At 41.7% G+C, this 14,299-nt stretch carries 9 protein-coding genes and 1 pseudogene; 3 read left to right on the top strand and 7 right to left on the bottom strand.

The window, feature by feature from the left end; all coding sequences use genetic code 11:
- Window positions 1–720: 720 nt before the first annotated feature.
- From NSTC745_RS16805 to NSTC745_RS16775, 7 genes and pseudogenes are all read right to left on the bottom strand, one after another.
- Window positions 721–2,472: an ABC transporter ATP-binding protein gene (locus NSTC745_RS16805; RefSeq protein ID WP_445638156.1), complete on the bottom strand. Its 1,752-nt coding sequence runs from the start codon at window positions 2,470–2,472 to the stop codon at window positions 721–723.
- Window positions 2,473–2,847: 375 nt separating this feature from the next.
- Complete coding sequence (locus NSTC745_RS16800) at window positions 2,848–4,755, bottom strand: ABC transporter ATP-binding protein (protein ID WP_445638155.1); 1,908 nt, start codon at window positions 4,753–4,755, stop codon at window positions 2,848–2,850.
- Window positions 4,756–5,282: 527 nt separating this feature from the next.
- Window positions 5,283–5,510, bottom strand: a pseudogene (locus NSTC745_RS16795) (co-chaperone GroES); the annotation flags it as partial.
- A 420-nt stretch (window positions 5,511–5,930) separates the two neighbouring features.
- Window positions 5,931–6,647 carry a Type 1 glutamine amidotransferase-like domain-containing protein gene (locus NSTC745_RS16790; protein WP_445638154.1) on the bottom strand — a complete coding sequence of 239 codons (717 nt, stop codon included), beginning with the start codon at window positions 6,645–6,647 and terminating at the stop codon, window positions 5,931–5,933.
- A 90-nt stretch (window positions 6,648–6,737) separates the two neighbouring features.
- Window positions 6,738–7,922 carry an LLM class flavin-dependent oxidoreductase gene (locus tag NSTC745_RS16785; protein WP_445638153.1) on the bottom strand — a complete coding sequence of 395 codons (1,185 nt, stop codon included), beginning with the start codon at window positions 7,920–7,922 and terminating at the stop codon, window positions 6,738–6,740.
- 118 nt (window positions 7,923–8,040) lie between these two features.
- On the bottom strand, window positions 8,041–9,141 hold the full coding sequence (locus tag NSTC745_RS16780; RefSeq protein WP_445638152.1) for an LLM class flavin-dependent oxidoreductase: 1,101 nt from the start codon (window positions 9,139–9,141) through the stop codon (window positions 8,041–8,043).
- Window positions 9,142–9,213: 72 nt separating this feature from the next.
- Window positions 9,214–9,993: a class II aldolase/adducin family protein gene (locus tag NSTC745_RS16775; protein ID WP_445638151.1), complete on the bottom strand. Its 780-nt coding sequence runs from the start codon at window positions 9,991–9,993 to the stop codon at window positions 9,214–9,216.
- Between the two features lie 1,104 nt (window positions 9,994–11,097).
- On the opposite strand from NSTC745_RS16775, the gene NSTC745_RS16770 reads away from it, so the two are divergent.
- The 3 genes from NSTC745_RS16770 (at window position 11,098) to NSTC745_RS16760 (ending at window position 14,288) form a co-directional block, all read left to right on the top strand.
- Window positions 11,098–12,192, top strand: coding sequence for an aliphatic sulfonate ABC transporter substrate-binding protein (locus NSTC745_RS16770; protein ID WP_445638150.1), 1,095 nt, complete (start codon window positions 11,098–11,100; stop codon window positions 12,190–12,192).
- Between the two features lie 292 nt (window positions 12,193–12,484).
- A complete protein-coding gene (locus NSTC745_RS16765) occupies window positions 12,485–13,066 on the top strand; it encodes a beta-class carbonic anhydrase (protein WP_445638149.1) in 582 nt (193 codons plus the stop codon).
- A gap of 259 nt (window positions 13,067–13,325) precedes the next feature.
- The gene (locus tag NSTC745_RS16760) at window positions 13,326–14,288 is read left to right on the top strand and encodes an ABC transporter permease (protein WP_445638148.1); all 963 of its coding nucleotides are present in this window, start codon (window positions 13,326–13,328) and stop codon (window positions 14,286–14,288) included.
- Window positions 14,289–14,299 lie beyond the last annotated feature (11 nt).

Genomic DNA, 14,299 nt, shown 5'->3' with positions numbered 1-14,299 from the left:
TTTCAGGAACTCACATTCCCAGCATTTGCAATTTTTTCCTAGTGTGGTAAAACTCACTAGAGAAGACGACTCTCTAGATTAGCTAAGTAAGCCTTGGGGTCTGTGCGAAATCGATACTGTTCAATTCTGGCAATGCGTGGTGTTTTTGCAATTGAGAGCGTAATTCGAGCCAAGTATGAATATCAACCTGTGCTAAATCAGATACATATACCCTTTAATTCTAGGTGAGCGTGTATTTGGGGAACACTTCTATGTTCCTGGTAGCGTAATGCTCCTATATAAGCAATCACATCCAAACCAAATTCGTTTTGTGGTAGAGCGAGTGACCCTTCTTGCTCTGGTCGATATGCTTTTTTGTACAAGAGACATGATTTATTTTGACATCGCCGAATTTTTAGCTGTAGTTCTACTACCCCATTTAACGTTCTTATATGTCGAGGATTATTGTATTCATTCCACATTGCTTGACCGCACGAAGGGCATTTTTTTTGAACACAATCGAGTACTTCAAACGATGTTGCCTCTGGTTTTAGACAATTTCATGCCAAGTTTTTGCACCATTATTTTACTACAAGGTCAAGATTACAGGATTTTCACTCTTCTCTAGTAAGTTTTGCCACGCTAGGTTAAAACTATTGATTTAGCGTATTTGCCAAGTATGGTAGGTGAAGTGTTTGGAATCAGGAACGATTAAGCAAATTGAGTTCGATTCACGACAGTTCAAGTTTCGTCTTGCATACTAATTAGCTTGGCGTAATAACCATCCTGGGCAAGTAGTTCGTCATGACTGCCAGCCTCCACGATACGCCCTTGCTCAAGTACGTAGATCCTGTCTACATAACGTGCCGCCAACATCCGATGAGAAACCAGTACCGTGGTGAGTCCGTCCCTGACTGCTCGCAATTGCGATAGAACCAAAGCTTCGGTTCTGGTATCCAACGCAGAAAAGCAGTCGTCCAGCAACAAGATGGGGGTTTGGCGAATCAGCCCGCGAGCTAGGCTAGTTCTTTGCTTCTGTCCACCTGATAAAGTTACCCCACGCTCGCCAATTAATGTGGATAAGCCTGCACTGAATTTGTCGATCGTTGCCTCAAGCTGTGCATCTCGCGCAGCCTGCCAGATTAACTCTAATGGTCGATCTGGTTTATCGAAGGAGATGTTATCTGAAATTGGTGCAGCAAACAGGAAAGTATCTTGAGGAACAAATGACAGGTTTTGGCGCAGATGTCTCAGCCCGATGTCTCGTAGATCTTGCCCATCCACTTTGATTTGTCCGCTCGATGGCTCCAATTGTCTGGCCAGCAAACGCAACAAGGTAGATTTGCCAGAGCCTACACGACCAATGATGGCAATCATTTCGCCAGGGCTAATATTCAGGGATATCTGCTCTAGAACCAGACGCGATGGCTCTTTTCCACTGACTGGGTAACTATATGACAGATCGCAAACTGCGATTTTGCCATCGATCGGCTGGGCTGATAAGCTGGTGGGAGCATCTTGAATCTCTGGCTTTTCATCCATAATCTCAAATACTCTACTTGCAGCTGTACTGGCATTGAGCAAAGTATACACGACAAAGCTGCTCTCTTTGATTACCCCCAAAATCATTGCCAAATAAAAAATGAAAGCTGTCAGCGTGCCGACGCTCATTTGCCCTGCCAATACTTGGTTTCCACCCACTCCAACAACGATTAAGGTCATCAAACCACTACCTAGCACAATGGAAGCAGTGAGAATAGCATTCAAATCGATCGACTTTTGATTAGCTAGTGCATAACGATTTGACACGCCTGTAAAATGACTAATCTCACGCTCTTCCTGAGCATGAGACTGGATGGTACGGATACCCTTGAGGTTTTGCTGTACTGTTTCTGTCAACTTACCAAAACCTGCTTGCACCGCTGCCGATGCTAGCAAAATGCGTCCGGCTAAATACCAGCCGTTAGCAACTATCACTACTAGTAAAGGAAGGAGCAACAATGTCAACTGAAGTGACTGTTGTAACATAAAAATTGGGGCAATCAACGCCACACCAAACAGGCTCACCAGTCGATGCACAGCAGACCGGAAAAAGCGACGAATCGATTCCATGTCATTAGTCGCTCGTGCAATCAAGTCACCTAAATGGTAGTTTGCATAGAAGCCACGTCCAAGGGTCTGTAAGTGTGCATAGAATTCTTGCCGCAAATCATAAGATATATAAATTGAAATCAGCGCATTTTTGCGACGACCAAAGTGCAGAATTGCAAAGCGCACAACTGTCAAACCAAGTATCGCCAGAGTCGGTAATAAAATATTCTCATCCTGTTTGGAAATTAAATCAATACCAATTTTTAAATAAATAGGAATAGCAGCTTCAACAACATGAACGCTCAAAAGGGCTATTACTGCTATTAACCACTGAAAAAGATAAGGTTTAAAGTAGTAAAAAAGTCTTGACAACGCAGTTAAAGTACGTAAATCTGATTTCATTTTTCCTCGGTCAGCTAATATTAGTTTAATCTGGGTAAATAGAAAAATATCTCGGTTAGATAAAAGCAATTATTTTGTGAAATTCCTCAATCATAATATTTCACATTTAATAAAACTTTCAGTTTTTAATTTACAACCAAATAATGAAACTGAAAAATTCAGAAATTCAGGAGTCAGAATTGGGAGTTATTAAAGAATCAGTCATTACTAAATAAAAGTTTGATTAGACTCTATATATTGATTATTAAACTAAGTCAATTCTGGCTACTGAATTTGGGCTTTTGAATTATTATGATGAAGTTAATGAAAGTTAGCAAACCAGCTTATTTGAGTTTGACTTTTTGTACAAATAGATTTTGATAAATTGTTTCAATATTAGACATCCTGAGCAAAGCAGGATGACGTGTTTTCACGTCTATTTTTGTACAATTGCGCTTCATAAAGAGTTTTATAAAAACCATTAAGAAGCATTAATTCCTCGTGGTTTCCTACCTCCACTAGTTGACCATGATTTAAAACTGCAATGCGGTCTACTCGGCGAATAGTCTGTAATCTGTGAGCAATGATAATAGAAGTTCTATTGGCTGTTACTTTCTCCAAAGCAGCTTGTATGGCAGCTTCAGTTTCCGGATCGATACTCGCAGTGGCTTCATCCAGAATCAGAATTTCAGGATTTAAGGCAATGACACGAGTAAACGCTAATAACTGGCGTTGTCCTTGCGATAAATTTTGGCCGCGGTCTTCCAATACTGTATCAAAGCCTAGTGGCAAGGCTTCAATGAAATCCAAGGACTGTATCACTTTAGCGGCTTGTCGGGCATCTTCCAGTGTGATAGTTGGATTACCCAAGGCGATGTTGTCATAAACAGTACCAGGGAACAGATGAAAGTCTTGAAAGATGATACCTACTCGCCTACGGATCTGTGCAGGATCTATCTGCATGATGTCGATGCCATCTATGAATAAGCTATTTTCAGGCACATCGTAGAAACGACAAATCAGCCGTGTCAATGTTGTCTTGCCAGAACCAGTGGGCCCGACGATCGCGATGTTTTCTCCTGATGCCACAGTCAGATTGAAGTGACGAATAACTGTTTCGCCGTTTTCATAACAAAAATTCAGATCGCGAAACTCAATCCGACCTTGCAAACCTTCAGGTAAGGGTATAGGTTGCAATGGCACTGACAAAGACTCGTTCCAGTCCAACAGCCCGAATATGCGTTCGCAGGCTGCCGCTGCTCGGAACACTGCATTTGCTTGATCCCCCAAAGCTACAATCGGACGGAACAACATATCGCTAAATTGCAAGAACAACACCACCGATCCCAGGGTAGTAGTGTGGTTAAGTACGTGTTGCCCGCCTAACCACAGGATACTAGCGATCGCTAAATAGGATATGTTGTCGATGATAGGATTGTACACAGTCTCTGCCATGATAGCCTGAGTTTCGGCTACTTTATTGGCTTGGTTAATCGCAGAGTACTGTTGAAAGCTGAGTTCTTCTCGCCCAGACATCTGCACAATTTCAATCCCTGATAAGTGTTCGTGCAAATGCTCGTTGAGACGCGATAAAGTGCCACGGATGACCTGATAGATCGAACTAGAGTAACGCCTAAAAATTACGATTACACCCGCCACAAACAACATTAAGGGTGATAGTTCTACGGTAAGCATTGCATCCAGAGACAGCATTACGCTGAAAGCAACAACCAATGGAATCAATTCTCCAGCCAACGCACCGACACCAGTCAAAAGTTCGGACAAACTCTCGATATCGTTGGTAATCCGGGTCAATACCTGCCCAACCATCACCCGGTCATAAAAAGCAGCAGGCAGATGCTCGACATGGGCAAACAAATCGCGGCGCAAGTCGCTCAGACCCAACAGTGCTGCATAAGACAACTGCGAGCGGAAGGCATACCCAAAGCCAGACCACAGCAGTACCCAAAGTAAGCCCACAAAGGCGGCAGCAATTATTTGTTCGATGTTTAGCATGGTTGTTAACCATTGGATTAATGCCGTTTGTCCATAGTCTGGTAAATCAGTCCGGTAGTTATTCATCAAGATGCCGTCTACTACCACCCGGCTAATTACAACTGGTATCAAAACGGCAGCTGTAGCCGAAAGCATTGCAAACAGCAGTGCGAACGCAATACGCCAGCGGTACGGGGCCATCCAGTGCCGTAGTCGCCAGACATTGCTGACAAAGGAATTACGTTTATCGATTGATACTTCAAAGGGGTCAAGCCGACCAAGAGTGTTAGAGGTCTTTGATGATGTCATAGTTGCTCCCCCAGGACTTCTGTATAGATTTGTGACTGCTTTACAGCTTGCTTCGGCGTTGTGGCATTGGTTTTTCGCTAGGTCATGTAATCATTACTTGTTTGATGTATTTGCTACTAGAGAGATCAATAAATTTCCGGTCTTATTGATTCCAGATTAAGCTGATATTTTACTTCTTCTATTTCCTAGTGCTTGTTTTAGTTCCTAGAACCACTTTTGTAAAATACTGTTAATCGGTCGATTTAGCGCATTTTGATGAAGTTTAATAGTCTCATGAACCAGAGTAAAAGGCAAGCATAAAAATATCTAGCCATTCTTGCTATGAGAATGATTAGTTAATTCCTGGCTTATGGTCTGTGTAGGGCGCAAATCAACGGAATGGTTTACCAAGGTAGTCTAATAATAGTGATGCTATGCAAATAGCATAATTACTATGGCGAACATAGAGATCCGAACTTTTGAACAAGTTCAATCGGATTTGTCCGCTTTCATAAGCGTTCGGCTTCCAGACCACGCTCATAATGAGCTAGTACTTCATCTAAAAGCAGGTTTTGCAAATCAGACTTCTCTGACATTAAGTTTCTTCTTTGTTTACCAAGGCCGACTGCAACAATTTCACCCACCTGTGGCTTTTCTTTATCGCTATCAGGTAAAAGAATACCCCCTGCTGTTTTCTCTTTAGATTCACTAATCTTGATGAAAACGCGATCGCCTAGAGGCTTAACAGTAGATACGCTTAACGCTATAGCTGCCATACAAAATTCTGAAAACGAACTTTCTTAAAGCCAACAAATTAGTGCAATTAAGTCATGAACTAATCACACATATCTAACTAGCAGGAAAATTCATCATGCGTTGTCTTTCTCCAATCAAACAGTAGGCATGGAAGGTTTTATCATAAAACCAATCTCATGAATAGCCAGCAAAATCAGAGATTGCTAGTAATAGAGTTTAAACTACTGTAAATTTATCGAATTAGTATTATTTTAATGATATTAAGTATGATGTCATATAGTCTTTCAAAAATCAAGCATTTCTGAAACCCCTGAATTTAGGGACTTCCAACTCAACAAATGCTTTATGCAATTTTGTAGCTAAAAAAATTCTCTTCTTCCTTCCCTACGCTCCACACCCAACCCTGAAGCGAAAATACCGTTAAAAGCCAGAAGCTATAGTTAGCCTAAATAGGTAGACTCCAAAGGATTTTCTTTAACGGTTTCACCAATTTTTTCAACGCGGTATGCTTTGGCATTGAGGCGAGAACTAACGATTTTTTGGAGGCGATCGCCCACAAAATGCAGACCAACTCCATCATCAGATCCATAACCTTCATCTAGCAAGCCTTCTGATAATAACCGATAATAACCTAGTCTTCTTTCTGGTTCGCGATCGTAGTGAGGACAGTAGCTACCTTTTAAAAAACCGAGACACTTTACTGGATTATCCAGCGAGCCTGGAGCATAAGCACTGATTCCCGCTTCAAACCAACACATTGAGCCTGCACTCAAGCCACAAAGAATAATACTTTTTTCCCAAGCTTCTCTAAAAATTTTATCTAGTTCCCATTCTCGCCAAAGTGCAATTAAATTTTTGGGGCTACCTCCTCCTACATAGATAATGTCTTGCTCTAATACAAAAGCTTTGAGGTCGATAGTTGGTAGATTAAACAATGATAAATGAGAGGGAGTGCAAGATAATTTCGCAAAAGCTGAATAGAAATCAACAATATATTGAGCAGAATCACCACTAGCTGTAGGAACAAAGCAAACTCGCGGCTTATTTTTATTTACTAGTCCTAATATATATTTGTCTAATAGAGGGTTTTTAAGTTCCATTGAAAAGCCACCACCACCCATTGCAAATATTTGTTTACTGGGAAGATTATTGCTCATATTAAAAGTTGAGAATTTCTAACTTCAGCAAAATAATTTTGCTAGTTAAATCATGTTATTGATAGCTATACATATTGATTTTCAAGCAATTTATAGCCTGAGACCCGCCTGTTTCATCAGAGGTAAGATGCGATCGCCAAAAAATTCCAGGTCTGGCTTAAAGTCATAAAAGCTCAACTGCAACCCATCAATACCAGCCTCTTTCAACTTTACAAACTGCTCGACTACCTGCTCAGGCGTACCGATGACCTCGATGTTACCGCCAATAGCCCGGCGCTTCGGTTTATCTTTACCCACGCGACCCTTCCAAGCGTGTGCGTCACTATCGAATCTGCTAAAGCCCAAGGGTGCAGATGGGTCAGCATGAGCAACAATCGCATCGTGATAATCCCAAGTTTCGCGCTCAGTTTCGCGGCTGATTACCATCGGGTTGAGGAGTGTTCGTACTTCCCGCCCTATATCGCGTGCAGCTTGCTTTACTCTTTTAGTATGTGCAGGTAATGCTTCAATGGCGCTCTTGAAATCTGAACCTGTGGGGCTGGTGATGAACACAATATCAGAATAGCGTGCAGCGAAAGAAATTCCTGCATCTGAGCCTGTAGCGTTGACTAGCACTGGGCGGCCATATTTCGGCTTAGGTGTAATATAGGCATCATTGAGCTTCCACGAAGACTTGCCCTCAAATGAAAAGTTCTCATCATCACCCCACAGGCGTTGCAGCACTTCGATAAACTCAGCAGCAAGTTCATAACGGTGGTCATGCTCAATGCGCTTCCAACCAAACATTTCGTGTTCAACAGCGCGGTGTCCAGTCACCACGTTAATACCCCAGCGACCCCCTGATATATGGTCGAGTGTTGCGCCATATTTGGCTAAGTGTAAGGGATGAATCGGCCCATACAACACATGGATGGTGGAGATCAGCACGATCTTCTGTGTCAGGCTGGTGAGTGCAGCTGTGGTCACAAAAGAGTCCAGGGCTTGGCCGTTGAACACGCCGCCATAGCCACCTTTGGGTAACCACTGTGACAACGCAAATATCAAATCAAACCCCAGCGCCTCGGCTTGCAGTACAAGAGCCTTATTATATTCAAAGCTCCAGTCTGTAGTCCGTGGTAGTGTGGAGGCGCTCCAACCGCCTGCTTGGATGGGTAAAAATAAACCCAGCAATATAGGCTGTTTCAACGCTTGGGAGAGGGGGCTATTAGGAAAATCTGTCGGAGCCAGAAAGCGATCGCAACCGACAATCGAACCGGGGTGATGGCTAAGGATCATCGTTCAAATTTGGTAGATAACTAATCTATTGGCTTTACTGCGATCGCACTCAACGTTGCTAGTGCGGTATCAACTGTAATTAATTCAACGGTTCTAGTAGATGTTTGTACCACGATCGCTATCTCCCAACTGCAACAGTTTCACGTTCTCGTTTTGCTACTTCTGCACGCACTAGAGGAATGACTTCCCGCCCGTAATCAATGGCATCTTGTAGCGGATCGAAACCCCGGATTAACAGGGTAGTTACACCTGCGTCATAGTAATCAACTAAAGCTTCTGCAACTTGTTCTGGTGTTCCTACTAGCGCAGTTGTGTTGCCAGCAGCACCAGTAGCAGCAGCGATCGGTGTCCATAAACGCTTATCGTAGATTTCGCTTTTAGCTGCGAAATCCAGTAACCTTTGCGATCCTACCGCCTGTGGTCTAGCTGGGGGAGCGACTTTTGCACCTCCTCGTTGTTCTTGAATCCGCCCTAAAATATTTCTGGCTTTTTCCCAAGCCTGTTCTTCTGTCATACCCAAGATGGGACGCAGAGATACACTAAAGCGAATAGAACGACCTGCTGGTAAAGCCGCACGAACTTGGGCGATCCGTTCTTTTACTGCGGCAATTGGCTCACCCCACAAAGCATACACGCTACTATGCTTGGCTCCTACTTCTACTGCTGGGCCAGATGCACCGCCAAAGTAAAGGGGAATATGGGGTTTTTGCAGTGGCTTGATGGCGGAGAAAGCATCTTTAACACGGTAAAATTCACCCTCATAATCAAAGGGTGTATCGCTTGTCCAGACACGACGGACAATTTCGAGATACTCATCAGTACGGCGATAACGGTTGTCATGGTCAAGCCAGTCGCCATCTCTTTGCTGGTCAGCATCACTACCCCCAGTGATAATATGCACTGCAATCCGACCATTAGTGAAATGATCGAGGGTAGCTGCTTTGCGTGCTGCTAAAGTTGGTGCTACAAAACCTGGTCGATGAGCAATCAAAAAGCCTAAGCGATCGGTAAATGCAGCTGCATGGGTAGCAACAGTAAAACCATCAGGGCTACTAGAGCTATAGCCGATTAATACTTTATCAAAATCGCCTTTTTCATGCGCTTGGGCAAACTCACGTACATATCCGGGGTCAATAATGTCATCCGCCAGACTACCTGGTACACTGTTTAACTCCGAAGCAGGTTTGGTGCGGATTAACCCGATGAACTCAACTGGCATGATAATTCTCCTGAAAATCGTTTTAATTAGGGATGAGGAAAGTTTTCCCCAGTCCCTAATTCTCAATCGCTATCAATCCAATAAATCTGGTTGCTCGTGGGTAATTTCATCCCATAAATATTGGAATGCACGCCAACCTGCTTCGTGGCTCCCATTACGTTTTTGAATACTTAAGGCGAGGTCATGTTCAATGGGGATGGGTTTACCTACAGCTTCTACTAATAATTGGGATTTAGTAGCATCTTCTAGACGGATAAACCACCAAGCTGCTTCGTCTACACTGTGTCCTACGGTTAATAATCCATGATTGCGGAGGATTGCGGCTTTGCTATTACCTAATCCTTTCGCAATGCGTTTTCCTTCACTGGTATCTAACACAACGCCTTTGTAATCATCAAATAAAACATGATCTTGGTAGAAAACAGCAGAATCTTGGGTAATCGGATCGATTAACCTACCTAGCGATGACCAAGTTTTGCCATAGAAGGAATGAGCATGAGCCGCCGCTACTACATCTGGACGGGCTTCGTGGATTTGCGAGTGAATAGCATAAGCTGCTTGATTGAGTGCGCCATCACCTTGAACAACTTTACCTTCAGAATTCACTAGGATCAAGTCTGATACACGAACGCGACTGAAGTGAATACCAAAGGGATTGACCCAAAAATGGTCAGTGAGTTCAGGATCGCGGACTGTGATGTGTCCTCCTAGTCCTTGGGCAAAACCTAAACGGGCAAAGATTCGCAACGCAGCAGCCAAGCGTTCTTTGCGATGACGACGCTCTGCTTCTACAGAGGTAAAGGTTGGTGGTTTAACAAGAGTACCATTGCGGATGATGGAAGTTTGCACCATGATTCTCAATTCCTATGAATAGAAGATTATTTAATAAATGCAGCCAGTTAAGACTCAGATGATTGCAACGTTAAACTATTGGCAGAATTATTTGATTAATTTTTTAACAGACGCGATCGCACAGGATTAATAAAGTCTTCCGGCTCATTACTATTTACCCAAAGTTAGATTTGAAATTATCTAGCACAGCAACTCTTTGGAGTAGATTGGTAACATTTTTTATTAAACTACGATAAATCAGTCGAGTTACTGTATTTTAATGCAATATGAACCTACCATAGTTTACCTAAAGAAGCAAGCTTAAGACTGTCACCCCTTGTTTTTTATCGTCATATATGCAAATCTCGTATGATAAAATACGATTTATTTATCAATTTACAGTATTTTGTTGCTCAAAAAATTAAAAATTAACTGCGAAGTGCCTATTGTAAAGGTTCTGAAAAGCTTGTCTGAGCCTAGCTATGGGAGTTAAATTCCCATTTACAGCAACTAGACTCACCATTCTCTCAAACCCTAACTAATTATGAGCCAAGGACTCTATCCCACAGTTGCATAAAATGTGTTGATGACAACAAATTGGATAGCACAACACATCATTAAATTTTACGAACAAACAATGAAAAGACGCGAGATTACGACTGATAAATTTGCTTGAGAAAAAGTCAAGATTGGCAGATTGATCGGCTCTCTTCGATACAAGTGAACAACTCACACACAGGAGTAAAATATGACTGCTACTATCACCCGTCCAGCTTGGACAATTGAATTTGAAAATGAAACTATTGATTAGGTTAATTAATAAACATACTCCCCATATTCCGAAAAAGCGGTTACAGGAGTCAAAAGCGATCGCCACATCAGAATAACTAGAGAATTTCTACCATTTTCGCGTTGGTGGTGCAGCCCATGACCTATTTATTGTGCAAGTTGTGGCCAAGCGCTGCACGGATTCAGTATCAACATTTAACGGTGCGTTAGCCGACGGCACAATACACCCTACGCTTAATGCTTAAATTCTAATTCATTGCAATCCAAATAAAACTTTTATATGCATAAAAAAAACAATTTAATATAAATCCAGTACCAAAATATAAAGGAATAAATATGTTCAATAAACGGCTAAATCAGTGTTTAGGTTGGCTCAATAAGAGAGGTCTATTTAAGTTTTTCAAGCAACCTGGAATTCGCTCGTTTGGATTACTATTTATCATGGGTTTAGGCTTGAGTTTAGCGATCGCATCTTGCGCTCCCAGTAATTCAGCGAATGCACCAACAGAAAAACCCGAAGCCAGCAAGTTAACTGTGTTGAAAATGGGGCATCAAAAAGGGATGGCGCTGCTGAATATCCTCAAAGCCCAAGGTAGTCTAGAGAAGCGCTTACAACCTCAAGGTATTTCTGTAACCTGGAATGAATTTTCCTCGACTGCACCTTTACTTGAGGGAATGGGTGTAGGTGCAATCGTTTTTGGTGGTGGTGGCGGTACAGGTAGTGTCTTTGCTCAATCCAGTGACAAACCTTTCGTGCGAGTGGCTGCGAGTACAAGTAGTACTAGAAGTTCAGCAATCTTGGTGAAAGAAAATTCACCTATCAAAACTCTTGCTGACTTAAAAGGTAAGAAAGTCGCTTTTGCTAAAGGCTCAAGTTCACAATACATGATTGTACGTGCTTTAGAGAAAGTAGGTTTGAAATATACAGATATTCAACCTGTCTATCTAACTCCAGCCGAAGCTTTACCAGCATTTGAGCGCAATGATTTTGACGCATGGGTAATTTGGGACCCTTATACTGCGGAAGCTGAACGTAAGCTGCGTACTCGTCTGTTGGCAGATAATACTACGGTATTTGGCGATAAAGCTTCTGTAGAAAGCCCTGGATTTTATTATGCTGCACCAGATTTTGTCAGCGATCGTCCAGATATTTTGAAAATAATTTTGCAAGAATTGGAAAAAGCAGGTAGCTGGGCTAAAAACAACAATAAAGACTCAGCCAAACTACTTTCCAAACTCTACAAAGTTGATTTAGCCACAATGGAAATTGTAGAGGAACGCGGAGGCGATCGCAAAGTATTACCTGTGACTGATGAAGTTCTCACAGGGTTACAAAACATGGCAGACACCTTCTACGAACTCAAGGTTATTCCCAAGAAAATTGATGTTAAAGATAAAAACTACAACTGGGTTCCTGAGCAAAAGTGGTAAAACACACCTGATGTGTTAGAAACCCCTTCAGGGTAAGGAATAGGGAACAATGAAAAACTCCATCCCCTTATGCGTGAAGTTTTTGGGCATTGCAAATGGGACATGAGCAATCAAGCGCCGACTTTCTGTAACTTGCCTTTTGTATTAATTTGTGGCAAATTACTCTTGATAAAATAGCAAATTCCTATCGATTTACTGTAGTATATACTCATAATTTTATCGAAACTAGAGTAAATAGATATAAATTTAGCTTTTGGTTTACTAATCAAGTGCTTGCCTACACATACTAAAAATGAGCCAAATTGTAGAAGAAGTTCTGGCCGCTAATCTTACTTACACTGAAAACTTCGGTGATAAGGGTAATCTCACCATACCCCCATCTCGTCGGTTTGCAATTCTCACTTGCATGGATGCTCGACTTGACCCAGCTAAATTTGCTGGATTAGCTGAAGGGGATGCTCATGTAATTCGCAATGCAGGTGGACGTGCTAGCGATGATGCAATTCGCTCTTTAGTAATTTCTTACAAATTACTTGGTACTCGTGAATGGTTCGTAATTCATCATACTAATTGCGGGATGGAAACCTTCACAAATGAAATCATCAGTAATTTACTTGCTAGTAGCCTCAAAACAGCCAAACTGGATGAAACAGGTTGGTTTGATATTGGATCTGATGGGGGATCGAGCGAAGGCAAGTTTATCAATTGGCTGACTATTGACGATCTTGCGAAAAGCGTCTATGTAGATGTGCAAAGGATTCGTTTGCATCCATTAGTTCCTCTTGAAATTCCTATTTATGGTTATATTTACAATGTTAAAACAGGGCAATTAATTGAAGTTCCTGAAGCTACAAAAGTTGGTCAAGCTAGGTAGTTTCATCATCCCGACTTGAACCAGGCGATGTCCCAATAGGGTTAGGTGGAAGGGAAAAGGATAATTTCAAACCTTTCCCTTTCCCCTTATTCTTTTCCCAGCCGATATCAAAGATGAAGAGTGCTTATCCGAACCATATTGCACGTCTACCTACTAATATTGGAATTGCGTTGTAAACCTATAAAATCGTGCAGTTGAGAGATAATACCCCTGAATTACCAGATGTATCCTATCGGTCAAGCTGATTTTGTAATGGCTAATGAGTAAATATTTAATCAATCGATTACTAATTGCTATTCCGACTTTAATTGCCATCAGTATTGTGATATTTGCTATTCTGGCATTAGCACCAGGCGATCCAATGGGAGAATTTGCCATGAATCCTTCCATCACAGCTGAAGTGCGAGAAAATATCCGAAAATCTTTAGGTTTAGATCGACCAATTCATATTCGCTATGTCAAGTGGTTTACCGCTTTTATCAGTGGAGATATGGGCTATTCTTTTACTAGTCGTAGTCCCGTAATTGGTTTAATTCTCCAACGCATACCAACAACCTTGTGGGTAGTAGGTTCTGCTTACCTCGTTGGTGTCTTATTAGCTATTCCTTTGGGGGTAATCTCGGCTCTCAAACGTAATACCATTGTTGATACAGTTTTGACTACTTTAGTCTTCTTTGGGTTTTCTTTACCAACATTTTTTACTGGTTTACTATTTATTATTATCTTCAGTATCCAGTTAAAATGGTTTCCTTTCATCTATAACAGTACCTTACAGGTAACAGATTTGCAGAGTTTTCTCGCTCAAGTTAAACAATCTATTATGCCTATATCTGTATTAGGAATCTGGCAGACAGCAATGCTAATGCGCTTTGTACGTTCAGAAATTTTAGAGAATATCCATCAAGACTATGTGCGTACTGCTTATGCTAAAGGATTACCCAAATTCTTGGTAATCAATCGTCATGTTTTGCGGAATGCGTTAATTCCTGTAGTTACATTGGTAGCTTTGGATATTCCCAGCGTTTTTACAGGCGCTCTAGTAACAGAAAAGGTTTTTCGTGTTCCAGGTATTGGTGCTTTATTAATTGATTCTATCTATAAGAATGATACACCAGTAGTCATGGCAATTACATTTATATATGCAATTTTGATTGTTATTTTTAATCTCGTTGCCGATATTCTCTATGGTTTACTAGATCCTCGCGTCAAGTATACGAAGTAGCTAAATATTTA

It is taken from the genome of Nostoc sp. DSM 114161 (assembly GCF_052692665.1).
This window is presented reverse-complemented; position numbering and strand designations above follow the sequence as displayed.